The organism is Streptomyces subrutilus (genome assembly GCF_008704535.1).
GTDB lineage: Bacteria > Actinomycetota > Actinomycetes > Streptomycetales > Streptomycetaceae > Streptomyces > Streptomyces subrutilus.
On record NZ_CP023701.1, the window covers coordinates 1,108,383 to 1,131,723 of the forward strand.

Here is a 23,341-nt window from a genome sequence, read left to right on the forward strand (position 1 = left end):
CGCGTGCTTCGTCCGCTCCGACCGCTCCGCACCCCGGCCCTGCTCGGCCCGCTGCTCGTGGTGGCCGGCTGGCTGCTCACCGCCTGCCTCGCGGCTCCGGCCGTCTCGGGGCTCGGCGGCCTCGCGGGCACCCAGCCGTCCGCCCTGCTGCCCCGGGGCGCCGAGTCCACCGAGGTCGCCCGCGCGGTGGAGGCGGTGTCCCCGCCGGACGGCCCCCTGCCGCTCGTGGTGGTGTGGACCGCGGCCGGGCCCGGTCCAGGCAGCGCGGACGGGGACCGCATCGCGGCCGGGGCCACCGCGGCGCTGGCCTCCCTGCGGGGCCGCGACCGCCTCGTCGGTGACCGGACCCCGGTCCTGCCCGCGCGCGGCGCACCCGCCGCGGCGGCCGTGCTCCAGGTCAGGCCCGGCCCGGGCCCCGCGCTCGCGCGCACCCTGGACGACGTGCGCGCGGCGGCCGCCCGGGTGCCGGGGACGCGGGTCGAACTCGCCGGACCCGCCGCCGTGCGGGCCGATCTGGACGGGGTGTTCGAGGGGGTCGACGGCCGGCTGCTCCTGGTGGCCCTGGTGGCGGTGCTGCTGATCCTGGTGCTCGTCTACCGCAGCCCGGTGCTGCCGCTGCTGGTGATCACCACGTCCGTCCTCGCGCTCGCCGTGGCCTGCGCCTGCCTCTACGCGCTCGCCCGGTGGCGGGCGCTGCCCGTCGACGGCCAGGTCCAGGGCATCCTCTTCGTGCTGGTCATCGGAGCCACCACGGACTACGGACTGCTGCTGACGGCCCGCTACCGGGAGGAGCTCGACCGCGGCGCGGCCGTCCGCGAGGCGATGCGCGTGGCCCGGCGCCGATCGGTGGGGCCCGTCGCGGCCAGCGCGGCCACGGTCGCCCTCGGACTGCTGACGCTGCTGCTCAGCGACCTGCCGGCGCACCGCGCCCTCGGCCCGGCCGGGGCCGTCGCCATGGCCGCCGCGCTGCTGAGCTCGCTGACCTTCCTGCCCGCGGCCCTCGTGCTGCTCGGCCCCGCGGCGTTCTGGCCCCGCCGCGTCGGCGTCGGCATCGGCGACGGGGTCGGCGTCGGCGTCGGCGTCGAGGGATCGCGGTCGTGGCAGCGGATCGCGGCCCTGATCGCCCGGCGCCCGCGCCGCACCTGGGCGCTCGCGCTGGCCGCGCTCGTCGCGGGCGCCGCGTTCTCCCCGCTGCTGAGTGCGGGCGGCGTCCCCCTCGACCGGGCGCTCCCGCCGACCGCTCCGTCCGTGGCCGGGCAGGCCGCGCTGGCCCGGCACTTCCCCGCCGGCCTGGGCAACCCCGCCCTCGTCCTCGCCGACCCGGCCCGCCTCGACGCGGTCCGTACGGCCGCCGCCCGTACGCCCGGGGTGGCGGCGGCCGACGTGCTCGCCGGGCCGGACGGCCGGATCGCGGTGACCCTGACGGACGTGGCGGACGGCGCCGCCGCGCAGCGGACCGTCGCCGGACTGCGCGCGGCGGTGCGCGCGGTGCCCGGGGCGCACGCGCGGGTCGGGGGCCAGGCCGCACAGGCCCACGACGCGCAGGCCACCTCGGCGCGCGACCGGCTCGTGATCATGCCGGCGGTGCTCCTCGCCGTGCTGCTGGTCCTCGCCCTGCTGCTGCGCTGCCTGCTCCTGCCCGTGCTGCTGGTGCTCGGTGTGGCGGTCACGTTCCTGGCGGCCCTGGGCGTCTGCGCCGTCCTCCTGCGCTGGGTCACCGGCTCCGCGGACACCGAGCCGGTGATCGTGCTCTACGCGTTCGTCTTCCTCGTCGCCCTCGGCGTGGACTACAACATCTTCCTCATGCACCGGGTCCGCGAGGAGGCCCTGCTGCACGGCACCCCGGCCGGTGTCCGGCGGGGGCTGGTGTCCACCGGCGGCGTCATCAGCTCGGCGGGCGTGGTGCTCGCGGCGACCTTCGCCGCGCTGACGGTCATGCCGCTGGTGTACCTCGTCCACATCGGGGCGGTCGTCGCCGTCGGGGTGCTGCTGGACACCCTCCTCGTCCGGCTGTTCCTCGTCCCCGCGCTCGTCACCGACCTCGGCCCCCGCGCCTGGTGGCCCCGCCCGCTGGCCGCGGACACGGGTGCGGCCACCGCCGCGCGGGGCCTGGTGGGCCCGCGGGTCCCGCACGCACCCGCCAAGGCCCCGTAGGCGCTACGTGGCGGTGACGAAGACGCTGTGCCAGCCGCTGGCCCCGTCGGGGATGGTGCGGGCGCGCTGCTCCGTCTGCACCTGGCCGGTGGCGTCGGTGGCGCGGACGGTGAGGTTGTGGCCGCCGGGGGTGGTCTTCCAGGGGTAGGACCACTGGCGCCAGGTGTCCGTGGTGGCCTGCTCCGCGAGCTGGGCCTCCTGCCAGGGCCCGTCGTCGATGCGTACCTCGACCCGCTCGATGCCGCGGTGCTGGGCCCACGCGACGCCGGCGACCATGACGGTGCCCGCGGCGGCCTGGGCGAAGGGCTTGGGGGTGTCGATGCGGGCCTGGGTCTTGATCGGCGCCTTCTGCGCCCACGTGCGCTTGACCCAGTACGGGTCGTAGTCGGCGAAGGTGGTGAGCTCGATGTCCTCGATCCACTTGCAGGCGGAGACGTAGCCGTACAGGCCGGGGACGAGCATGCGCACCGGGAAGCCGTGGTCGAAGGGGAGGGGTTCGCCGTTCATGCCGACCGCGAGCATGGCGTCGCGGCCGTCCAGCAGGTCTTCGACGGGGCTGCCGAGGGTCATGCCGTCCACGGACCGCGCGACCAGCTGGTCGGCGGGGCCGCCGCGGGACGGCGGCTCGACCCCGCATTCGCGCAGCAGGTCGGCCAGGCGCACCCCGAGCCAGCGGGCGGTGCCCACGTACGGGCCGCCGACCTCGTTGGACACGCAGGTCATCGTGATGTCCCGCTCGATCAGGGGCCGTTGGAGCAGGTCCTGGAAGGTGTAGGTCCGGGGCCGGGAGACGCCCTTGCCGTGGATGCGCAGCCGCCAGGTGTCGGCGTCGACCTTGGGGACCACCAGGGCGGTGTCCACGCGGTAGAAGTCCTTGTTCGGGGTGGTGAACGGGCTGATCCCGGGGACGCGCAGGGCGGCGCGGGCGGGGATCGCGGCCGCGGCCGACGCCGGGGCCGGGAGCGTGACGGCCGCGCGGGAGGCGACCGCGCCCTGGCCGCTGCGGCCGGTCAGGGTCCGGCCGAGGGCTCCGGCGCCGGTGGCGGCCAGGGCGGTGACCCCGGCGGTGACCAGGAATCCGCGCCGGTCCCAGCCGGTGGGCCCCTCGTGGGACGGCCGGTCCGGGCCCGGCTCGCCGGGGACCCGCCGAGCGGTCAGCCGGCCGGCCAGGAGGTACAGGACGAAGGCCCCCGCGACGGCGCCCAGCATCGACGGCAGGACGTCCGGCGCGCCGGCGGCGTCCGGCCTGCCCAGCGCGGCGACCGCGCCCACCACGCCGAAGACCAGCACACCGGCGGCGCCGGCCCGGCGGTGGCGCAGGGCGAACAGGCCGAGCGCCGCGGCCAGCAGGCCGATCGTGGCGAGGATGCCGAGCTGGAGCACCAGCTTGTCGTTCTCGCCGAACGTGCGGATCGCGTAGTCCTTCAACCACGCCGGAGTGAGGTCGATGGCCGCGCCGCCGACCACGGTCACCGGCCCGGCCTGCGGCCTGATCAGGGATGCCGCCAGCTCGCCGACGGCCAGGGCCGCGTATCCGGCGAGCAGGCCGCTCGCCGCGGCGAGCGCGCCGCGCGTGACGGTCCTTCGGTTGATTCTCACGGCCTGCATTCGGCGTGCCCCGGCCGCCGGATGGGTCCACCGCGCGATCACCCCGCGGAGGCGACGCCGGGGCGCGGGGGTTATTTACCGTTCCATCACTTTTCGTACGTTCCTCTACCCATCGTCTCGTCGTACCGCGCCGAATGAAGGGTCGAGGGGAGGAATCCCCGGCCGTGCTCACCGCACCGGACCGGCGGGTGCCCCTCCTCCCGCACCGCCATCTCGGGGACGAGCGGGCCCCCACCACGGGTCAGCCCCGTCGGGCCCGCCCTCCAGGAGGAGGAGACACATGACCACGCACCGCATCCGCCGCTCCGCCGCGTTCGCGGCCGTCGCGTTCGCACTTCCCGTCGCCCTGGGCGTGGCAGCCCCGGCGTTCGCCGACAGCCACACCGCGGACCCCTACGGCCCGGCCTGCGCGTCGGTCCCCAAGGACGGTTCCGGCAGCCTCGCCGGCATGGCCAAGGACCCGGTGGCGACGGCCGCCTCCCACAACCCGGCCCTGTCCACGCTGGTCACGGCCGTCAAGAAGGCCGGCCTGGTCGACACCCTGAACAACGCCAAGGGCATCACCGTGTTCGCCCCGACCAACCAGGCGTTCGCGAAGATCCCGAAGGCCGACCTGGCCAAGCTCCTGGGCGACAAGGCCGAACTGACCAAGGTCCTCACCTACCACGTGGTCGGCGAGAAGATCACACCGAAGCAGCTCGCCAAGGGGTCCTTCAAGACCCTGGAAGGCGCCACCCTGAGCACGGCGGGATCGGGCGGTTCCTACACCGTCAACGGCAAGGCGAAGATCGTCTGCGGTGACGTCCAGACCGCCAACGCGACGGTCAACGTCATCGACACGGTGCTCAGCCCGCCCATGTGACCCGGCCGGCCGTCCACCGTTCCCGTCCACCGTTCCCGTCCACCGTGCCGCGCGCCCCGTGCGCGCGGCACCGCGGCGTGCGCGCGCAGCGCTTCGCCGTCAGGGGCCGGGCGGTACCCGCAGGGCCAGCAGCGCGGTGTCGTCGCTGGCCCAGCCGCCGTGGTGGGCGGCCAGGGTGTCGGTGATCCGGGCGATGGTGGCGGCGCTGTCCAGGCCGTCGGTGCCGGCCAGGGTGCGGATCAGGTCGGCCTCGCCGAACATATCGCGCGGCGCTCCCGGAGCGGTGGGATCGGGGCGGGCTTCGCAGGCCCCGTCGGTGTAGAGGAGCAGGAGGTCGCCGGGGCCGAGCCGGAAGCGGACGTCGGCCAGGCGGACCGCGTCGAAGACCCCGAGCAGCATGCCGGCCCGGCCGAGCTGCTGGACCCGGCCGCCCGCCCGGCGGATCAGGGCGGGCGGGTGCCCGGCCAGGCAGAGCCGGCCCGCCATCCCGCTCGCGGTCCGGCGGAAGGTGGCGTGGACCGCGGTGAGGAACCGCGGGGCGCGCTGGGCGCGCATCGCCGTGTTCAGCCGGTCCAGGACCACGGCGGGCGACAGGTGCTCGCCGGCGTCGGCGCGCAGGGTGTAGCGGGCCAGTGCGGTGACCTTGGCGGCCTCGGTCCCCTTGCCGCAGACGTCGCCCATCACGGCGGTCCACCACGGGCCGCGGGCCTGGAAGAGGTCGTAGAAGTCGCCCACCACTCCGGCGTCGCCGCTGGCGGGGAGGTAGCTGGCCGCGGCGTCGAGGCCGGGCACCGGCCGAAGGGAGGGCGGCAGCAGGCTGTCCTGGAGGCTGCGCGCCAGGTCGCGGGAGGCGGTCAGGGCGCTCTCGGCCCGTTGCAGTGCGGCCCTGAGGTTGATCTCGTTGCCCACCGCACGGGCCATCGTGGACAGGGAGGAGAGCTCGGCGGGGGTCCAGCGGCGCGGGCCGTCGTCGATGACGCACATGCTGCCCAGGACCTCGCCGTCCGGGGACATGATCGGGTAGCCCGCCCACGCACCGATCCTCATCGGCGCCACCGACGGGTGCGCGCGGGTCCGCGGGTCGGCGGCGGCGTCCTCGACGACGAGGGGCTCCCCCGCCAGGCCGACCAGGAAGGCGCAGAAGCTCTCCTCGACGGGGTTCTGCCGCTCGCCGGCCGCGTCGCCCTCCAGCCCGACGCTCGCCTTCCAGAAGGACCGGCGGCCGTCGACGAGGGTGATGAACGCGCGTCCGCTGCGGGTCGTGGCCGCTGCCATCTGCGCCAGGTCGTCGAAGGCCTCCTCGCGCCCGGTGTCGAGGAGCCCGGTCGCCCTGACCGCCGCCAGCCGCACGGGGTCGGACAGGGCCGCCGGAAGTCCGTCCGCCCGCACACCGCCGGGGAACGCGACGCGCTCACTGCTGTTCACTGCACTCCTGCCGTCCCCTGCCGTCGGCCGTCGCCCGCCGCGCGGCCCCGCCGGACCCGCGTGCGACGACCGCCCGGCACCAGTATGCGGTCCGCCCGCGCGGCGGCCCCGGCCCGGACGCGGCGGGCTCAGAGAGGTGGGGCCCGCCCCGGAACGGGACGGACCCCACGACGATCCACCGCGGACGGAAATCCCGTCTACCAGCGGTACCAGCGGCCGCTGCCGCCCTTGGGACGGGCGACGAAACCGATCAGCCACAGCACCAGCACGGCGATGGCGACCCACCAGAGGATCTTCACCGCGAAACCGGCACCGAAGAGGATCAGGGCGAGCAGAAGAACGAGAAGCAGGGGAACCATGATTATCAACCTCCGAGCAACCTGGTGCCCCCTCGCCCATCGACCATGCGTACGAGCCGTCGGCATTTCCCCGGAGGGCGCCGGGCCCGTCGGGGCGCGGCCCTGCCGCGCCCCGACGGTGGAGGTGGGGGCCGGTTCCAAGAGCCCCTCGCGTCTTCATTCGGAGTCCGCCCGCGGACGGATTGGTGCGCGTACGGGTCTCTTCCGCCGGCTCGGGTGCGGCGGCGGCCCGGAAAGGAGGAGCATCGTCCTGAGCGCCCCGTCCCACGGGCGGTGCGCCGACGGTTCGAGGCGATCGGGACGGGACCGGCCTCGCGCACGACCGACAGCCTGGAGATGGCGATGACGCCGAGCAACGCCCGCACCCCCCGCCGTCGAAACGGCGTACCCCGGCATGTCCGGGGCGACCGGGGGCAGGCGGTGAAGGTATGAACCCGTCTCCCACAGCCGATGACACCCGCGGCTCCGCCCTCGGAGAGGACCGCGGCCACCCGACGACGGACCCGTCGACCACCCGCGCCGGCGCCGCGCCCCCCGCGTCGCCCTCGGCGCCCGCGCCGGGAGCCGGCACCGGCCCGCCGGTCACGGCCGCCGCGGCCCGCGCCGCCGTCTGCGAGCTGCTGGACGCCGCCGGCGTCGGCCTCGACACCGTCACCGCCGCCGACGCGCTCCTGATCACCTCGGAGCTCGTCACCAACGCCCTGCGGCACGGCGACGGCCTGACCCACTTCCGCCCCGAGATCAGGGACGGCGCGCTGCACCTGGCCGTCGGCGACAACAACCCCCACGGGCCCGTCCTGCGCGACCAGGACACGGTGGGCCACGTGGGCGGCTACGGCTGGGCCCTGGTCCGGCGGCTCGCCGCGCACGTCGACGTCAGCGGCCACGGCAGCGGAAAGACGATCACCACCGTGCTTCCGCTGGTCTGAGCGCCGCACCCCGCACGCGTCAGCCGGTGAAGGCCTCGACGAGGGTCCAGACGGCCAGTACGGCCATGCAGGCCGCGCCGATGCGCTGCACGTTCTTGAGCGGAACGCGCTGGGCGATGAAACGGCCGACGAGCAGGGCGAGGGCGGAGACCGACATCAGCGCGAGGGCGGAGCCGATGGCCGTGGGCAGCCAGCCGTTGGTGGCCGCGAGGTTGGCCGTGGTGATCTGGGTCAGGTCGCCCCACTCGCTGATGAAGACGGCCATGAAAGCAGTGGTGTAGACGGGCCAGAAACCGGTGACGGTCTTGGCGGCGCCCTCCTCGTCGTCGTCGCCGCCGCTGCGCAGCAGGACGAACGCGCCGAAGGCGAACAGGGCCGCCGAGACGAGCTTGACGGCGATGTCCGGGAGCATGCCGAGCAGGCTTCCGGCGCCGACGGCGATGGCGACGTGCACGATGAACGCGGTCGAGGTGCCGAACCACACGTACAGCGGACGCATCCGGGTGCCCATGGCCAGCGAGGCGAACATGGTCTTGTCGGGGAGTTCCGCGAGGAAGATCAGCCCGAAGGCGGTGATGAGCGCCAGGGGGTCGAAGGTCATTCCCTTGCTTTCTGCTGGGGCCGGGCCGTCAGCTCGCACGACACCCAGAAGGCGACGGGAAGAACCACTCGGCCCGGCACGACGGAGCGGACCGCACCGGAGGTGCGGACCTGGTCATGCCTTGGCCGAAGGTCTCGTCCGCCCCGCACAGTGTGCGGCGGCCCGGTGGCCGGGGCGTCCAAGGACGCCCAGTATGTCGACCAGCGGTTTTCGGGACTACTCCCCTTCGCTGTTCCCAGCCTACCAGCCGCCTTCCGGGCCCCTCCGGGGGCCCGGAAGGCGGCTGGCCGCTACGGGTAGACGTACAGCGCCCACCTGGCGCCCTTGCGGACGCAGGCGTGCTCGCCGACGATCTCCTGGCCGGCCGCGAAGCAGGCGTCGAGGGTGTCGTAGTACCCGATGAGGACGGGCCCGGCCGGAGCCGTCGCGGCGGGCGCGACCCCGGCCGGGCCCGCCGCGACGGCGGTCGTGGCGCCGCCGGCCAGTACGACGGCGCCGAGTGCGAGTCCGACGGCCCAGATCCTGGTGCGCATGTGGTCCCCTCCCTGTGGTCCGGTCCTGCCTACGCCGGCAACCTCGCACGGGGCTCCGGGGGCGGCAAGGCCGGTCGGGGGTGATTGGCCGGATGCGACGGCGTGTCCCGGTGCGCGGGCGGTCTTCGGCCGGATCGCGCGCGCGTGCGGGCCGCGACGGGCGGCGGTGTGCGCCTCGCGGGCGGTGGTCACGGGCCGCGGTTCACGGTACGACCACGATCTTGCGGCCGCGGCCGGCCCGGAACCGGTCGAGGGCGTGCGGGTACTCGGTGAGGGGGAGGCGGTCGCTGATGAAGAAGTCGGGGTCGAGCACGCCCGCGGCGAAGAGGTCGGCGGCGCGTTCGTAGCTGTGCAGGACGGCCATGGATCCCGTGATGGTGATCTCCTGGTTGTAGATGCGGTACGGCTCGATGGTGGCGCGGGCCGCGTAGTCGGCCACGCCGAACTGGAGGTAGGTGCCGCCGCGGGCGACGCGGCCGATGCCGTCCTGGATCGCGGACTGGCTGCCGGTGGCGTCGATGACCACGTCCCAGCCGCACGGGCGCTCGAACTCGGCGGCGGCAGCGGCGGCCCCGGTGCACTCCAGTGCGCGGGCGGCCCGGAGCCGGTCGGGGTTGAGGTCCACGACGTCCACCGTGGCCGCTCCGGTCCGCTTGGCCAGTTCGAGCATCATCAGTCCCATGGTGCCCGCGCCGTAGATGAGCACATGACTGGCCAGCGGGGCGCGCAGCACGTCGTAGCCCCGGACGGCGCAGGACAGCGGCTCGACGAGGACGGCGTCCTCGGTGCGGACGTGGTCGGGGAGCCGGACGCAGTTGGCCGCCGGGGCGACGGCGAACTCGGCCGCCGCGCCGGAGGTGGTCACGCCGATCGCCGCGTAGCGCTCGCACAGGTTGTTGCGGCCGGCCCGGCAGTAGCGGCACTCGTTGCAGTAGAGCGAGGGGTCGACGGCGACCCGGTCGCCGGGGTGCAGTGCGGTGACCTCGCGGCCCGTGGCGACGACCTCCCCGGCGAACTCGTGGCCCGGGACCAGGGGCAGGCTGGGGGCGAACTCGCCCCGGAGGATGTGCAGGTCGGTGCCGCACAGTCCGCAGGCCGCGACGCGGACGACGACGTCCCGGGGGCCGGGGGCGGGGTCGGGGACCGTCTCGACCGACACGGCTCCGGGTGCGTGGATCACGGCTGCTTTCACTTGACGGCTCCCAGGGACAGGCCCTGGACCAGCTTGTCCTGGGCGGCGAATCCGGCGACGAGCACGGGCAGGGACACGCAGGCGGCTGCGGCGCACACCTTCGCCAGGAAGAGGCCCTGGCTGGTGACGAATCCGGTGAGGAAGACGGGGGCGGTGCCGGCGACGACCCCGGTGAGCACGCGGGCGAAGAGGAGTTCGTTCCAGCTGAAGATGAAGGAGATCAGCGCGGTGGCCGCGATGCCGGGCGCCGCGACCGGGGCGACGATGCGCAGCAGAACGGTGGGGAGCGCCGCGCCGTCGATGGAGGCGGCTTCGATGATCTCGACCGGGACTTCGGCGAGGAAGGAGCGCATCATCCACACCGCGACCGGCAGGTTCATCGAGGTGTAGAGGACGACGAGCAGCCAGACGGTGTCGAGGGTGCCGGTGTTGCGCGCGATGAGGTAGACGGGCAGGAGGCCGGCGACGGCGGGCAGCATCTTCGTGGAGAGGAAGAAGAAGAGGACGTCGGTCCACTTGCGGACGGGCCGGATGGACAGGGCGTACGCGGCCGGGACGGCGAGGAGCAGGACGAGGGCGGTGGAGAGCGTGCTGGCGGTGAGCGAGTTGAGCAGGGGCGGCCACGGGGCGGCGCCGTCGGCCGCTCCGAAGAACGCGCGGTAGCCGTCGAGGGTGAGCGGGGCGCCCCAGGCGGGCGGGTTGGTGGCGGCGTCCGGCTCGGCGTGCAGGGAGGTCAGCACCATCCAGGCGAAGGGCAGGAAGAAGATGAGGCCGCAGCACCAGGCGGTCAGGCCCCGCAGGTACCGGCGCGGCGCGAGGGGGTGTCGTCGGGCCCGTCCGGCCGGGCCGCGTGGGGGCTTCACGCGTTCGCCTCCTTGAACAGCGACGACACCGTACGCAGCGCGAAGGTGGCGATGACCATCGTGCAGACGACGGCGATCACGCCCTCCGCGGAGGCCCGGCCGTAGTCGTGCGCCTGGTAGAAGGTCGCGTAGACGGTGTAGGGCAGGTTGGCGGTGCCGAGGCCGCCCGAGGTGAGGGTGAAGACGGCGTCGAAGTTCTGGACGACGTGGATGCTGCCGAGCAGGGCGGACAGTTCCAGGTAGCGGCGCAGGTGCGGGAAGGTGAGGTGGCGGAAGACCTGCCGGCTCCCGGCTCCGTCCACCCGGGCCGCCTCGACGGTGTCCGGGGAGCGGCTCTGGAGTCCGGCGAGCAGGATGAGCGTCATGAACGGGGTCCACTGCCAGATCAGGGACACCTCGACGGCGACCAGGGGCACCGAGGACATCCAGTCGGGCTGCGGGGCCGCGTCGCTGCCGAAGAGCGCCCACAGCCAGGTCAGCGAGCCGTTCAGCAGGCCGTACGAGGCGTTGTAGAGGGCGTGCTTCCACAGCAGGGCGGCCGCGGCGGGGACGACCAGGAACGGGGTGATGATCATGGTGCGGACCAGCCCGCGGCCCCGGAAGGGGCCGTCGAGGAGCAGCGCGAGTCCGAGCCCGAGGGCCAGGCTCACCAGGACCACGACGGCCGTGAGGACGACGGTGGTGAGCAGCGCGGCGCGCAGGTCGGGGTCGGTGAAGGCGGCCCGGTAGTTGTCGAGGCCGCCGAAGCCGCGGTCGTCGGGTGCGAGGGCGTTCCAGCGCATGAAGGAGATCACCAGCGTGCCGACGAAGGGCAGTTGGGTGACGGCGATCAGAAAGACCAGGGCGGGCAGCAGCGGGGCGCGCCGGGACCGGGCGGCGGCGCGGCCCTGGACCGGTCGGGCGGTGCGCGCGGTACGGGCGCCGTGCGCGGTGCGGGCCGGGTGGCCGGGCGGCGGGCCCGGCGTCCCTCGTTCGGCGGCGGCGCCGGCCGGGCGGGCGTCGGAGGGTGCGGCCATGTCAGCGCCCCCGGCGGGCGGCGCCGACCGCGGCGGCGCGCTCCTGCCCGGTGCGCAGGGCGTCGGCGACGCTGGTGCGGCCCGCGATGGCGGCGCTGATCTGCTGGGACACCTGGGTGCCGAGGGCGGTGAACTCGGGTATGCCGACGAACTGGATGCCCGGTGCCGGGCGGGGCTGGACGCCCGGGTCCAGCGGCCGGGCGGAGGAGATGGCGTCCTTGGTCGCGGCGGCGAAGGCGGACGCCGCCTTGAGGTAGCGGGGGTCGGCGTAGGTGGAGGCGCGTTTGCCCGCCGGGATCCGGGACCAGCCGAGCTGTTCGCCGACGAGGGTCTCGTAGCGCGCGCCGGAGGCCCAGGAGATGAACTTCCAGGTGTCGTCCTGGTGCTTGCCGGCCTTCTGCATGCCCCAGGCCCAGGTGTAGAGCCAGCCCGAGGCGTTGGTCTTCTCGACGGGGGCGGGGGCGTAGCCGATCTTCCCGGCCACCGGTGAGCCCTCGGCCTCCAGTGCGCCGGCGGCCGAGGTGGCGTCGTACCACAGGGCCACCCTGCCCTGGCTCATGTCGTTCAGGCACTCCGTGAAGCCGGCCTGGGGCGCGCCCGCCTCGCCGTGCGCCCGTACCAGGTCGACGTAGAAGCCGACCGCGCGCGCGAACTCGGGGCTGTCGAGCCGTGCGTTCCAGTCCTTGTCGAACCAGGTGCCGCCCATGGTGTTCACGACGGTGGTCAGGGGGGCGGTCAGCTCGCCCCAACCGGGCTGTCCGCGCAGGCAGATGCCCTTCATGCCGGGCCGTGCGCCGTCGGTGGCCGCCGCCAGGTCGGCGACCTGCTGCCAGGTGGGGTGTTCGGGCATGGCGAGGTGGCGATCGGCGAGCACGTCCTTGCGGTACATCAGGAAGGACGACTCCCCGTAGAAGGGCTCCGCGTAGATCCGGCCGTCCACCGTCAGGGAGTCCCGGATGGGCGGCAGGATGTCGTCCTGGGCGAACTCCGTGTCGGCGCGGGCCCGTTCGGTGAGGGGGGCGAGCCAGCCGTTCGCGGCGTAGATCGGCGTCTCGTAGTTGCTGATGGTCGCCGCGTCGTACTGTCCGGCCTGGCCGGAGAAGTCCTGGCTGATCTTGTCGCGCACGTCGTTCTCCGGCAGGAGGGTGAAGTTGACCTTGATGCCGGTCTGGCGGGTGAAGTGCTCGGCGGTCAGCCTCCGAAGGTCGGCCATCTGCGGGTTGTTGACCATGAGGACGTTGATCGCGTGCTGTTGCGGGTCGGTGGCCGATCCGCCGCCGGCGCCCGCGCACGCCACCGGCAGGGAGCCGCAGAGCAGGAGGGCGCAGGCGCGGGCGGCGCCCCTCGGGTACGTCCGGTTCGTCACGGCGGTGGTCCTTCCGATACGTCGGCTGCTGTGCCGGTTGCGTCATGCGCATGCCAGTTCGATCCATGACGGGGCGCACGGACCGGGGGTGCGGGCGGCTCAGACCCGGATGATCCGGGGCCCCAGGAGGGAGTAGCGGTGGGCCTCGGCCGCGGCCAGTCCGGTATCGGTGACGATCGCCTCGAAGTCGGCGACCTCGGCGAAGCGGCAGAAACCGCCGGCCCCGAACTTGCCGTGGTGGCCGAGGAACACGCGGCGCCGCGACACCTCCAGCGCCTTGGCCTTCACGTCGGCCACCACCGGGTCGGGGGTGGTGAGGCCGGACTCCCGCGAAATGCCGTCGGACCCGATGTACGCCAGGTCGATCACGAATCCGGAGAGCATGGCCGCGGCCCACGAGCCGGCGGTGGCCGGGGTCGGCGTCCGCACCCGGCCGCCCAGCAGCAGCACCGTGGTGTTCGGCGACCCGGCGAGGGCGGCGGCCGTCGGGAGCGAGGCCGTGACCACCGTCAGCGGCCGGTCGGCGGGCAGCAGCGACGCGAGCAGCCGCGGCGTGTGGCCCTCGTCGACGAAGACCGTCTCCGCCCCGCCGAGCAGCCGCACCCCTTCCGCCGCGATCCGCCGCTTGTCCTCCACGTGCAGGGTGCCCCGGCGCGCGAGGTCGGTCTCGAAGCCGGCGCTCTCGACCGGGTAGGCCCCGCCGTGGGTGCGCCGCACCAGTCCGCGGCGCTCCAGCCCGCTCAGGTCGCGCCGCACGGTCTCGACCGCCACCCCCAACTCCCGCGCGATCGAGGCCACTTCGACGCGACCCTCACTCCTCGCCCAGGCCAGCAGCCTCTGGTGCCGTTCCTCCGCCCGCATGCCGATGCCCCGCCCTCCCGCGCCCGTTCGGGCGTCCGCCGCCCGCATGGGCCTGCCAGGTTCTATACCCGCGACGCCTCGCGCGCAGCCTGCCCGAGTCCCACGGGTACCCGCCCGCCTCGGCCCGTTTCCCGCACCCCGCGACCACCGCCGACCAGGGCCTTTCACCGCCGGCCCGGGAACCGGATGCCCGTCCGGGGGGTCGAGGGGCTCCGTGTCGTGCGAACGGCGCGGCGGTCCGCGGTGCGGGCAGGCGGGTTCAGCCGCCCTGGTAGCGGGTGGCGAGCCGGGGGCTCTGCCCCCCGAAGGCCGCGAGGTCGGCGCGGAAGACGGCGTCGAGCAGGGCGGCGTCCTCCACGCCCGGGGCGGTGACGACCTCGCCGAGTTCCAGACCGCGCAGGCCCGCGGTGACCACGTCGTCTGCGGACATGCGGGGGACGGCGCTCAGGTCGAGGCCCTGGCGCTCGTGGAACTCGGTGGCGACGACGCCGGGGCACACCACCTGCACCGCGACGCCGGTGCCTTCGAGTTCCGCGGCGAGCGCCTGGGTCATGGCGACGAGGTGGGCGAGCGTGCCCGCGTAGACGGCGCGGCGGGGCATCACCGAGCTCGGGGCCGGGCCGCTGAAGGCGATCATGCCGGCGACGTTGACGAGGGCGCCCGCACCGCGGTCCCGCATGCCCGCCACGGCGGCCCGGGCGAGCAGGGTGGGGGCGACGACCTTCACGTGGACCAGTTCGCGCGCCTTGTCGGCCGGGAGTTCGGCCAGGGGCATGTAGTGCGCGACGCCCGCGTTGTTGACCAGCATGTTCAGCGGCTCCGCCGCGCAGACCGCGGCGACGGCGTCGACACCGTCGTCGGTGGACAGGTCGGCGGCCAGGACGCGGACCCCGACCTCGGGGTGGTCCGCGGCGAACGCCTCCAGCCGGTCCTCGCGGCGGCCGACGACGATCAGGTCGTGGCCGGTGCCGGCCAGCCGCTCGGCGTAGGCCCTGCCGATGCCGGAGGTGGCTCCGGTGACGAGTGCGAGCTTGCTCATGGCCCTTCTTCCTCTCGGAGGCCGGCCGGTGCCCCGGCAGCGGGCCACCGGCGGACCGGCCGTCAGACACCCACTGTGCGGAGCGAAGACGCGTGCGGCCGGGAGACCCGCCCGCCGGCACCCGCTCGGGTTCAGAAGATGGACCAGCCGGTGAGGGTGGTGAAGGCGTCCAGGGCCGTGACGGCGGCGAGGGAGTTGCCGTGCCCGTCCAGCGCCGGGCCCCAGGCGCACAGGGTGCAGCGCCCCGGGATGATGGCGACGATGCCGCCACCGACACCGCTCTTGGCGGGGAGGCCGACGCGGTGGGCGAATTCGCCGGCGGCGTCGTAGGTGCCGCCGATGAGCATGACCGCGTTGACGCGCTTGGCCTCGCTGCGGGTGAGCAGGCGGCTGTGGTCGGCGCGCAGGCCGTGCCGGGCCAGGAAGCCCGCGGCGCGCGCCAGGTCCCGGCAGTTCATCGTCAGGGAGCACTGCCAGAAGTAGTGTTCGAGGACGGCTTCGACGGGATTGTCCAGTCTTCCCAGGTCGGCCAGGAGATGGGCGAGGGCCGAGTTGCGGTGGCCGTGCCGCTGTTCGGATTCGGCCACCCGGGCGTCGAAGTCGACGTCCGGGTTCCCGCTTTCGGCGCGCAGGAACTCGCGCAGGGCGGTCCGGGCGTCGCCGGTCAGGGTCAGCAGCCGGTCGGTGACGATGAGGGCACCCGCGTTGACGAAGGGGTTGCGGGGGATGCCGCGCTCCCGCTCCAGTTGGGCGAAGGAGTTGAAGGGAGCCCCCGAGGGCTCCTTGCCCACGCGGTTCCACAGCGCGTCGCCGTCCACCGCCAGAACCAGTGCCAGGGTAAAGATTTTGGAAATGGATTGGATGGAGAACGGGACCTTCCAGTCCCCTGTGCCACACGTGCACGTGGCCAGGTCCGCCACGGCGAAACCGAACCGCGCGGGGTCCACACGGGCCAGCGCGGGGATGTAATCGGCCACCTGCCCACCCCCCAGAACCGGCCCCACCGCACGGGTGACCTGCTCGAACAGCACCTCGTAATCCGGCACCATGCACATGTGCGCCGCCCCCGCCCCGCCACGTCCCACCCTCGGATCGGCCACCGTTCAGGATGCGCCCGAGAAGACGCGGCCCGGAAGGGAACCGGTTCGCGGGAGCCACACAAGGGGGCGGTACCAGCCATTCCGGTGTGGCTACAATACGTTGCGATGTACCTACTTTGAGTAGTGGAGGCGGCATGCTGGGACTTACGCCCGGCACGGACGAAGTCACCGGGTCCGGCACGGCGGGCACCCGGACACTCGAACTGTCGGAGATCCTCACCAGGCCCGAGGTCTTCAAGTGCATGGGCCGCAGTTACAGCGTCCTGCGCCGCGAGGAGGCGGTGGTCATCCAGGACATCACCGACATCACCCGCCCGCTCCTGCTCGGCACGGCCGAGCCCGGCGACACGGGCCTGTGGGACCTGCGTACTCCGCAGGGGCTGGCGGCCGGCCGGACGTGCGGCACGCTCCAGGCCATCGCCGCGCTCCGCGCGGCCGCCTGGCCGCCCCGCGACCCGTTCGCCGCCCGGCGGTGGACCGGCTGACCCCCGGTCGTATACGGACGCCGAACTCGGCCGCCGTCGGACCTCCTTCGACACCCCGACCGGACGCGGCGGCACGGCCGGGAACGGGGCCGGCGCGGGGCCGGCGGAGCACGCCGGGACCCGGGGACCGGCAACGCCCCCGAAACAAAGACCGGAACCCGCCCGGCGCCGCACCCGGCACGTTTCGACGGCCGTACGCGGCGTCACGCACCGCGACGGCGGGAGCCGTGCGCTCGGCCCGCCCGCCCGGCGCGGGGCGGCGGCCGACGGCTGCGGACGGCGCCGCAACCGCGCCCCGCGCACGGCCCGTTCGGCGCCGACGCCTACCGCGGCGGCCGGGCGCCGGCCCGGCGGTGGGCGCGGTGGACCCGCTCGAAGCCGAGGACGAGCAGCGGCAGGGCGAGGACGACCAGCCAGGCGCCCTCGGTGAACCTGGTCGCGGTGACGACGACGGCCGCGGTCCCGGTGAGCAGCGCCCCGGAGCCGTTCAGTACGGCCTTCGCGCGCCAGCGGCCGGTCCGCTCGGCCCGCCAGTGCCGGACCATGCCGGTCTGGCAGAGGGTGAACCCGACGAACACGCCGATCGCGAAGAGCGGCACGAGGGTGTTGGTGTCGCCGCCGGAGGCGGCCAGCAGGACCGCGGAGACCGCGGCGAGGGCGAGCACTCCGTAACGGTGCACCTCTCGGCCGGTCTTGAGGGCGAAGAGGTGCGGCAGGTAGCGGTCGCGGGCCAGCAGGCCCAGCAGGACCGGCAGTCCGCCGAAGGAGGTGTTCGCGGCGAGCGCCAACAGCAGCATGGTGGCGAACTGGACGACGTAGAAGGCCGTCCCGTGCCCGAAGGAGGCGTCCGCGATCTGGGCGAGGACGGTCACGCCTTCGACCGGCTGGAGGTGGAAGCGCCCGATGAGGACCGACAGGCCGATCAGCATCACCCCGAGCAGTGCGCCGAGCGCCACCTCGGTGCGCTGCGCGCGGCGGGCGGCCGGGGCGCGGAAGGACGGCACGGCGTTGGCCACGGCTTCGACGCCCGTCAGTGCGGAGCAGCCGGCCGCGAACGCCTTCAGCAGCAGCAGCGCGCCGACGGCTCCCGCCCCGTCGCCGAGGGCGTCCCCGGCCGGGACGGCGGCGGACGCGGCGCCCACCGGGCCGTCCCGGAGCAGCCCGACCGCGATCATGGCGAGGATCGAGCCGACGAACACGGCGGTGGGCAGCAGGAAGGCCCTGGCGGAGTCGACGATGCCGCGCAGGTTGAGGGCGGTGACCAGGGTCAGGACGCCGAGGCAGAGCCCGATCCGATCGTCGTACAGCCCGGGGAAGGCCGAGGTCAGGGCGGCCACGCCGGCGGTGACGGAGACGGCGACGTTCAGGACGTAGTCGAGGACCAGGGAGGCGGCCGCCACCAGGCCGGTCCGTCGTCCGAGGTGCTTCGCGGCCACGGCGTACGACCCGCCGCCGTCGGGGAAGGCGGCGATGACCTGCCGGTAGGAGGCCACCAGGACGGTCAGCAGCGCGGCGACGGCGAGCGTGACGGGCAGGGCGTACCCCATCCCGTGGGCGCCGGCCGCGGCCAGCACCAGGACCACGGCCTCCGGCCCGTAGGCGACGGAGGCCATCGCGTCCAGAGCGAGCGCGGCCAGCCCCTGGAGCGCGGTGAGCCTGTGCCGGTCCCCCGCCCCGGTGCCGGTGGGCTCCGGGGCGCGGGCGGCGGCCGGGCACGTGCCGGTGCCGGCTGCTGTGCCTGCAACGCTGCCTGCGCCGCTGCCCGCGCCGTCGCCGGTGCCCGCGCGTCCTCCCGGTGCCGTCGTCGTGGGCTCGCCCGTCTGCATGGCCATGGTGCCGGTTCCTCCCCTGTGTCCGAGTCGAGGGACAGCATCGGGGCCGCGGGGCTGCGGGTCCGGCGGTCTTGGCGCCCTCCATACGCCCGCCCTCCCGCCCTTCACGCGTTCCGTACGGCGCGACCGCGGCGGCCGTAGGGAGCGCGTCAAAAGACCGCGGTCTCCCTCCCCCCGGCGGCCGGGCGGGGCAGGCTGGAGGTGTGCGGTGCGGGGTCCGGCCCGGGCCACGCGCGAGGTCCGCCGCAGGAGGCATCGGATGTCCGGTCGCCGGTTCCACCGTCCCACCGCCCTGGTCGCGGCCCTCGTGGTCCCGTTCCTCGCGGCGCTCGCGCTCGTACCGGTGCGCACCGGCCTCGCGCCCTCGAACGCCGCCCTGGTCCTCGTGGTGGCCGTGGTGGCCGTCGCCGCCCTCGGCACCCGGGAGTCCGCGGCGCTGGCCGCGCTCTCGGCGGCCGCCTGGTTCGACTTCTTCCTCACCCGGCCCTACGGGCACTTCGCCGTCGCCGACCGGGGAGACGTCCTGACGGCCGTCCTGCTGCTGGTCGTCGGCCTGGCCGTCTCCCGGCTCGCCGTGCGCACCCGGCGCCTGCGCGGCACCGTGCTCACGGACACGGCCGACCTGTCGCTGCTGGAGGGCACGGCCCGGCTCGCCGAGGACGGTGGTTCCCCCGACGCCGTGGTCGAGCACGTGCGCCGCGAGCTCGTGGGCCTGCTGGGGCTGCGCGACTGCCGCTTCGCGTACGGCTCCCTCGTCGGTCGGCTGCCGCGGCTGGAGCACGATGGCAACCTGTGGCTCGGGCTGGAGCGGGGCGCGGCCGGGGCCGCCTTCTGGCCCGACCGGTGGCCGGACGGCGAGGTGGAGCTGCGGGCGATCGGCGGCGGCCACTACTACGGCCGCTTCCTCCTCGTGCCGGAGCCCGGCCCGCTCCCCTCGCGGCAGGCCCGTCTGGTGGCCGTCGCCCTCGCCGCGCAGGCCGGGGCCGCCCTGGACACGGCGGGGCTGACGCACCGCGGCTGAGCCGCCCGGGCGGGGTCGCGTATGGACCCCGTCAAGAGATCCGCCGTGCCCGTATGGAGCCCGTCAAAAGGGCTTAGCACCCGGCTGAGCTCGGGGTTTGCTCTACATCGGCCACACCGGCCGATTCCATCTCTTCACTTCATCCAGGAGCTCACGATGGCCGATCTGGCCTTCGTCGTCACCACGGTCGCGGTCTTCGCGCTGGTGGCCCTCATCGCCAAGGGGGTGACCAAGCTGTGAGCGTCGAGAACATCGTCGGCCTGCTCGTGGCCGTCTCCCTGCTGGGTTACCTGATCCTCGCCCTCGTGTACCCGGAGAGGTTCTGAGCGCCGACATGAGCCCCGTAACCGCTGGTGTGCTCCAGTTGCTCGCGCTGATAGCCGCGCTCGCCCTGGCGTACCGTCCGCTCGGTGACCACATGGCCCGGGTCTACTCCTCCGAGAAGCACTACAGACCGGAGAAGTGGATCTACAAGGCCATCGGCGCCAACCCGGCGGCCGAGATGCGCTGGCCCGCCTACCTGCGCTCCGTCCTCGCCTTCTCGGCCGTGAGCGTCCTCTTCCTCTACGCCCTCCAGCGCCTCCAGGGCAGCCTGCCCGGCTCGCTCGGCTTCGTGTCGATCGACCCCGACCAGGCCTTCAACACCGCCGCGTCGTTCGTGGCGAACACCAACTGGCAGTCGTACTACGGCGAGCAGGCCATGGGCCACGTCGTGCAGACCGGCGGCCTGGCGGTGCAGAACTTCGTCTCCGCGGCCGTCGGCATGGCCGTCGCGGTGGCCCTCGTACGGGGCTTCGCGCGCTCCCGCACCGGCGAGCTCGGCAACTTCTGGTCCGACCTGGTCCGCGGCACGGTCCGCATCCTGCTGCCGATCTCCGTGGTCGGCGCACTGGTGCTGGTGGCCTGCGGCGTGATCCAGAACTTCGCCGGGATCCACGAGGTCGGCCAGTTCCTGGGCGGTACGCAGCAGTGGAACGGTGGTGCGGTCGCCTCGCAGGAGGTCATCAAGGAGCTGGGCACGAACGGCGGCGGCTACTTCAACGCCAACTCTTCGCACCCGTTCGAGAACCCCACCCCGTTCACGAACCTCTTCGAGATCTTCCTGATCCTGCTGATCCCCTTCGCGCTGACCCGCACCTTCGGCCGCATGGTCGGCAACCTGCGGCAGGGCTACGCGATCCTCGCGACGATGGCGACCATCTGGCTCGCCTTCACCGCGCTGATGATGTGGACCGAGTTCGCCCACCAGGGGCCCGCGCTCCAGGCGGCCGGCGGGGCGATGGAGGGCAAGGAGACCCGGTTCGGCGTCGCCGGGTCCTCCCTCTTCGCCGTGGCGACCACGCTGACCTCGACCGGCGCGGTCAACTCCTTCCACTCCTCCTACACCGGCTTCGGCGGCGGCATCACCCTGCTGGGCATGCAGCTCGGCGAGATCGCTCCCGGCGGCGTCGGCTCCGGCCTCTACGGCATGCTGATCATGGCGGTCATCGCGGTGTTCCTCGCGGGCCTGATGGTGGGCCGCACCCCCGAGTACCTCGGCAAGAAGCTCGGCACCCGCCAGATCAAGTTCGCCGCCTGCTACATCCTCGTCACCCCGGCGCTCGTGCTGTGCTTCACCGCCGCCGCGATGGCCCTGCCCACCCCGGGCAACTCGATGGCCAACCCCGGCGCGCACGGCTTCTCCGAGATCCTCTACGCCTATACCTCGGGCGCGAACAACAACGGCTCCGCCTTCGCCGGCCTGAACGCCGACACCCAGTGGTTCAACACCACCATCGGCATCGCCATGCTCCTGGGCCGCTTCCTGCCCATGGTCTTCGTCCTGGCTCTGGCCGGCTCGCTCGCCGAACAGCAGCCGGTCCCGGCCACGGCGGGCACGCTGCGCACCGACAAGCCGCTCTACGCGGGGCTGCTCGTCGGCACGATCCTCATCGTCACCGGCCTCACCTACTTCCCGGCCCTCGCGCTGGGTCCGCTTGCCGAAGGGCTCGCCTCATGAGCACCATCACCCCGACCCGAGCCCCGCACGACGACCTGCCCACGGGGCACCAGCCCGCCGCCGGCCGGGTCGGCGGGGGCCTGTTCGACCCGAAGCAGCTGATCAGGTCCTTCCCGGACGCGGTGCGCAAGCTCGACCCGCGCACCATGATCAAGTCGCCGGTCATGTTCGTCGTGCTCATCGGCTCGGTCGTCACCACGGTGCTGGCGGCCGCGGACCCGACGGACTGGTTCGGCTGGGCGATCACGGCCTGGCTGTGGCTGACCACGATCTTCGCGAACCTGGCCGAGGCCGTCGCCGAGGGCCGCGGCAAGGCCCAGGCCGACACGCTGCGCAAGGCCAAGACCGACACCGTCGCCCGCCGGCTCAGCGGCCGGACGGAGGAGCGGGTGCCCGGCACCGCGCTGCGCATCGGCGACCTGGTCGTCTGCGAGGCCGGTGACGTCATCCCCGGCGACGGCGACGTCGTCGAGGGCGTCGCCTCCGTCGACGAGTCCGCCATCACCGGCGAATCGGCCCCCGTCATCCGCGAATCGGGCGGCGACCGCTCCGCCGTCACCGGCGGCACCAAGGTCCTCTCCGACCGGATCGTCGTCAAGATCACGACGAAGCCCGGCGAGACCTTCATCGACCGCATGATCGCCCTCGTCGAGGGCGCGGCCCGGCAGAAGACGCCGAACGAGATCGCGCTGAACATCCTCCTCGCGTCCCTCACGATCGTCTTCCTGCTGGCCGTCGTCACCCTCCAGCCCTTCGCGGTCTACGCGGGCGCCGAGCAGTCGCTGATCGTGCTGGCCGCACTGCTCGTCTGTCTGATCCCCACCACCATCGGCGCCCTGCTCTCCGCGATCGGCATCGCCGGCATGGACCGCCTGGTCCAGCGCAACGTCCTGGCCATGTCCGGGCGGGCGGTCGAAGCCGCCGGTGACGTCTCCACGCTGCTCCTCGACAAGACCGGCACCATCACCCTCGGCAACCGCCAGGCCGCGGAGTTCGTCCCGGTCACGGGCGTGACCGAGGCCGAACTGGCCGACGCCGCCCAGCTGTCGTCGCTCGCGGACGAGACCCCCGAGGGGCGCTCCATCGTCGTCCTGGCGAAGGAGAAGTACGGACTGCGGGAGCGCCACCAGGGCGACCTGGCGCACGCCGAGTGGATCGCCTTCACCGCGCAGACCCGGATGTCGGGCGTGGACGTCGAGGGCCGCAAGACCCGCAAGGGCGCGGCCGGTTCGGTCATCGCGTGGGTACGGGAACGCGGCGGGCGGGTGTCCGAGGACGCCGGCGTGCTCGCCGACCGGATCTCCGGAGCCGGCGGCACCCCGCTGCTGGTGGCCGTCGAGGACGCGAAGGGCGCCCGGGTTCTGGGCGTCGTCCACCTCAAGGACGTGGTCAAGGAGGGCATGCGCGAGCGGTTCGAGGAACTGCGCCGCATGGGCATCAAGACCGTCATGATCACGGGCGACAACCCGTTGACCGCGAAGGCCATCGCGGAGGAGGCCGGCGTCGACGACTACCTCGCCGAGGCCACCCCCGAGGACAAGATGGCCCTGATCAAGCGGGAGCAGGCCGGCGGCAAGCTCGTCGCGATGACCGGTGACGGCACCAACGACGCCCCCGCCCTCGCCCAGGCCGACGTCGGCGTCGCCATGAACACCGGGACCTCGGCCGCCAAGGAGGCCGGGAACATGGTGGACCTCGACTCCAACCCCACCAAGCTCATCGAGATCGTCGAGATCGGCAAGCAGCTCCTGATCACCCGGGGAGCCCTGACCACGTTCTCCATCGCCAACGACGTGGCCAAGTACTTCGCGATCATCCCCGCCATGTTCGCCGTGGTCTACCCGGGCCTCGACAAGCTCAACGTCATGGGCCTGCACTCGCCGCAGTCCGCCATCCTCTCCGCCGTCGTCTTCAACGCCCTCGTCATCGTCGCGCTCGTCCCGCTCGCCCTCAGGGGCGTCCGCTACAAGCCGGCCAGCGCCGACCGGATGCTCCGCCGCAACCTGGCCGTCTACGGACTCGGCGGCCTCGTCGCCCCGTTCATCGGCATCAAGCTCATCGACCTCCTCATCACCCTCATCCCCGGAATCGGCTGA

Annotated in this window: 22 protein-coding genes; 9 read left to right on the plus strand and 13 right to left on the minus strand. The window is 73.8% G+C overall.

The features are described from left to right. The first annotated feature begins 3 nt into the window (after nt 1–3). A complete protein-coding gene (locus tag CP968_RS04715; protein ID WP_150516780.1) occupies nt 4–2,154 on the plus strand; it encodes an MMPL family transporter in 2,151 nt (716 codons plus the stop codon). A 3-nt stretch (nt 2,155–2,157) separates the two neighbouring features. On the opposite strand, the gene CP968_RS04720 is transcribed toward CP968_RS04715, so the two are convergent. Continuing rightward, a complete protein-coding gene (locus tag CP968_RS04720) occupies nt 2,158–3,762 on the minus strand; it encodes a molybdopterin-dependent oxidoreductase (RefSeq protein ID WP_150516781.1) in 1,605 nt (534 codons plus the stop codon). Nucleotides 3,763–4,042: 280 nt separating this feature from the next. Here CP968_RS04720 and CP968_RS04725 point away from each other — a divergent pair, with 280 nt between their 5' ends. After that, the gene (locus CP968_RS04725) at nt 4,043–4,624 is read left to right on the plus strand and encodes a fasciclin domain-containing protein (protein WP_150516782.1); all 582 of its coding nucleotides are present in this window, start codon (nt 4,043–4,045) and stop codon (nt 4,622–4,624) included. 99 nt (nt 4,625–4,723) lie between these two features. Here the strand turns inward: CP968_RS04725 and CP968_RS04730 are convergent, their stop codons facing one another. Together CP968_RS04730 and CP968_RS04735 are read right to left on the minus strand one after the other, a co-directional pair. Continuing rightward, the gene (locus CP968_RS04730; RefSeq protein ID WP_150516783.1) at nt 4,724–6,049 is read right to left on the minus strand and encodes a PP2C family protein-serine/threonine phosphatase; all 1,326 of its coding nucleotides are present in this window, start codon (nt 6,047–6,049) and stop codon (nt 4,724–4,726) included. 197 nt (nt 6,050–6,246) lie between these two features. Next, complete coding sequence (locus CP968_RS04735) at nt 6,247–6,408, minus strand: hypothetical protein (RefSeq protein WP_037792689.1); 162 nt, start codon at nt 6,406–6,408, stop codon at nt 6,247–6,249. Between the two features lie 428 nt (nt 6,409–6,836). Here CP968_RS04735 and CP968_RS04740 point away from each other — a divergent pair, with 428 nt between their 5' ends. Continuing rightward, entirely contained in the window at nt 6,837–7,337 is a 501-nt protein-coding gene (locus CP968_RS04740; protein WP_150516784.1) for an ATP-binding protein, read from the plus strand. A gap of 19 nt (nt 7,338–7,356) precedes the next feature. Here the strand turns inward: CP968_RS04740 and CP968_RS04745 are convergent, their stop codons facing one another. From CP968_RS04745 to CP968_RS04785, 9 genes are all read right to left on the minus strand, one after another. Next, complete coding sequence (locus CP968_RS04745; protein WP_150516785.1) at nt 7,357–7,938, minus strand: TMEM165/GDT1 family protein; 582 nt, start codon at nt 7,936–7,938, stop codon at nt 7,357–7,359. A gap of 290 nt (nt 7,939–8,228) precedes the next feature. Further along, nucleotides 8,229–8,471, minus strand: a complete 243-nt coding sequence (locus CP968_RS04750) for a hypothetical protein (RefSeq protein WP_150516786.1) — start codon at nt 8,469–8,471, stop codon at nt 8,229–8,231. Between the two features lie 202 nt (nt 8,472–8,673). Continuing rightward, the gene (locus CP968_RS04755) at nt 8,674–9,663 is read right to left on the minus strand and encodes a zinc-dependent alcohol dehydrogenase family protein (RefSeq protein ID WP_150516787.1); all 990 of its coding nucleotides are present in this window, start codon (nt 9,661–9,663) and stop codon (nt 8,674–8,676) included. Continuing rightward, complete coding sequence (locus CP968_RS04760; protein ID WP_229886334.1) at nt 9,660–10,463, minus strand: carbohydrate ABC transporter permease; 804 nt, start codon at nt 10,461–10,463, stop codon at nt 9,660–9,662. The genes CP968_RS04755 and CP968_RS04760 overlap by 4 nt, the downstream gene beginning before the upstream one ends. Nucleotides 10,464–10,522: 59 nt before the next feature. Beyond that, nucleotides 10,523–11,542 (minus strand): carbohydrate ABC transporter permease, encoded by a 1,020-nt coding sequence (locus CP968_RS04765; RefSeq protein WP_150516788.1) that lies wholly within the window; start codon nt 11,540–11,542, stop codon nt 10,523–10,525. 1 nt (nt 11,543) lies between these two features. Beyond that, on the minus strand, nt 11,544–12,908 hold the full coding sequence (locus CP968_RS04770) for an ABC transporter substrate-binding protein (RefSeq protein ID WP_373304048.1): 1,365 nt from the start codon (nt 12,906–12,908) through the stop codon (nt 11,544–11,546). Between the two features lie 99 nt (nt 12,909–13,007). Next, complete coding sequence (locus CP968_RS04775; protein ID WP_150516789.1) at nt 13,008–13,769, minus strand: DeoR/GlpR family DNA-binding transcription regulator; 762 nt, start codon at nt 13,767–13,769, stop codon at nt 13,008–13,010. Nucleotides 13,770–14,028: 259 nt separating this feature from the next. After that, a complete protein-coding gene (locus CP968_RS04780) occupies nt 14,029–14,808 on the minus strand; it encodes an SDR family NAD(P)-dependent oxidoreductase (protein ID WP_150516790.1) in 780 nt (259 codons plus the stop codon). A 131-nt stretch (nt 14,809–14,939) separates the two neighbouring features. Then, on the minus strand, nt 14,940–15,857 hold the full coding sequence (locus CP968_RS04785) for a glutaminase (protein WP_150516791.1): 918 nt from the start codon (nt 15,855–15,857) through the stop codon (nt 14,940–14,942). A 185-nt stretch (nt 15,858–16,042) separates the two neighbouring features. Here CP968_RS04785 and CP968_RS04790 point away from each other — a divergent pair, with 185 nt between their 5' ends. Then, on the plus strand, nt 16,043–16,393 hold the full coding sequence (locus CP968_RS04790; protein ID WP_150516792.1) for a hypothetical protein: 351 nt from the start codon (nt 16,043–16,045) through the stop codon (nt 16,391–16,393). 323 nt (nt 16,394–16,716) lie between these two features. On the opposite strand, the gene CP968_RS04795 is transcribed toward CP968_RS04790, so the two are convergent. Continuing rightward, nucleotides 16,717–18,219 (minus strand): APC family permease, encoded by a 1,503-nt coding sequence (locus CP968_RS04795; protein WP_373304054.1) that lies wholly within the window; start codon nt 18,217–18,219, stop codon nt 16,717–16,719. 265 nt (nt 18,220–18,484) lie between these two features. Here CP968_RS04795 and CP968_RS04800 point away from each other — a divergent pair, with 265 nt between their 5' ends. The 5 genes from CP968_RS04800 to kdpB are packed head-to-tail and all read left to right on the plus strand — an operon-like array spanning nt 18,485 to nt 23,341. After that, a complete protein-coding gene (locus CP968_RS04800; RefSeq protein ID WP_150516793.1) occupies nt 18,485–19,246 on the plus strand; it encodes a DUF4118 domain-containing protein in 762 nt (253 codons plus the stop codon). 21 nt (nt 19,247–19,267) lie between these two features. Next, nucleotides 19,268–19,486 carry a hypothetical protein gene (locus CP968_RS04805; RefSeq protein WP_150516794.1) on the plus strand — a complete coding sequence of 73 codons (219 nt, stop codon included), beginning with the start codon at nt 19,268–19,270 and terminating at the stop codon, nt 19,484–19,486. After that, complete coding sequence (gene kdpF, locus CP968_RS04810) at nt 19,483–19,572, plus strand: K(+)-transporting ATPase subunit F (protein ID WP_150516795.1); 90 nt, start codon at nt 19,483–19,485, stop codon at nt 19,570–19,572. Before CP968_RS04805 ends, kdpF begins: the two co-directional genes overlap by 4 nt. 8 nt (nt 19,573–19,580) lie before the next feature. Next, entirely contained in the window at nt 19,581–21,245 is a 1,665-nt protein-coding gene (gene kdpA / locus CP968_RS04815; protein WP_150516796.1) for a potassium-transporting ATPase subunit KdpA, read from the plus strand. Continuing rightward, the gene (gene kdpB / locus CP968_RS04820) at nt 21,242–23,341 is read left to right on the plus strand and encodes a potassium-transporting ATPase subunit KdpB (protein ID WP_150516797.1); all 2,100 of its coding nucleotides are present in this window, start codon (nt 21,242–21,244) and stop codon (nt 23,339–23,341) included. The genes kdpA and kdpB overlap by 4 nt, the downstream gene beginning before the upstream one ends.

Coding starts and splice junctions, on each gene's coding strand:
- CP968_RS04720 (WP_150516781.1), bottom strand. CDS start 3,762: ATGCAGGCCGTGAGAATCAACCGAAGGACCGTCACGCGCGGCGCGCTC.
- CP968_RS04725 (WP_150516782.1), top strand. CDS start 4,043: ATGACCACGCACCGCATCCGCCGCTCCGCCGCGTTCGCGGCCGTCGCG.
- CP968_RS04735 (WP_037792689.1), bottom strand. CDS start 6,408: ATGGTTCCCCTGCTTCTCGTTCTTCTGCTCGCCCTGATCCTCTTCGGT.
- CP968_RS04740 (WP_150516784.1), top strand. CDS start 6,837: ATGAACCCGTCTCCCACAGCCGATGACACCCGCGGCTCCGCCCTCGGA.
- CP968_RS04745 (WP_150516785.1), bottom strand. CDS start 7,938: ATGACCTTCGACCCCCTGGCGCTCATCACCGCCTTCGGGCTGATCTTC.
- CP968_RS04750 (WP_150516786.1), bottom strand. CDS start 8,471: ATGCGCACCAGGATCTGGGCCGTCGGACTCGCACTCGGCGCCGTCGTA.
- CP968_RS04765 (WP_150516788.1), bottom strand. CDS start 11,542: ATGGCCGCACCCTCCGACGCCCGCCCGGCCGGCGCCGCCGCCGAACGA.
- CP968_RS04775 (WP_150516789.1), bottom strand. CDS start 13,769: ATGCGGGCGGAGGAACGGCACCAGAGGCTGCTGGCCTGGGCGAGGAGT.
- CP968_RS04780 (WP_150516790.1), bottom strand. CDS start 14,808: ATGAGCAAGCTCGCACTCGTCACCGGAGCCACCTCCGGCATCGGCAGG.
- CP968_RS04785 (WP_150516791.1), bottom strand. CDS start 15,857: ATGGTGCCGGATTACGAGGTGCTGTTCGAGCAGGTCACCCGTGCGGTG.
- CP968_RS04790 (WP_150516792.1), top strand. CDS start 16,043: ATGCTGGGACTTACGCCCGGCACGGACGAAGTCACCGGGTCCGGCACG.
- CP968_RS04795 (WP_373304054.1), bottom strand. CDS start 18,219: ATGCAGACGGGCGAGCCCACGACGACGGCACCGGGAGGACGCGCGGGC.
- CP968_RS04800 (WP_150516793.1), top strand. CDS start 18,485: ATGTCCGGTCGCCGGTTCCACCGTCCCACCGCCCTGGTCGCGGCCCTC.
- CP968_RS04805 (WP_150516794.1), top strand. CDS start 19,268: ATGGACCCCGTCAAGAGATCCGCCGTGCCCGTATGGAGCCCGTCAAAA.
- kdpA (WP_150516796.1), top strand. CDS start 19,581: ATGAGCCCCGTAACCGCTGGTGTGCTCCAGTTGCTCGCGCTGATAGCC.
- kdpB (WP_150516797.1), top strand. CDS start 21,242: ATGAGCACCATCACCCCGACCCGAGCCCCGCACGACGACCTGCCCACG.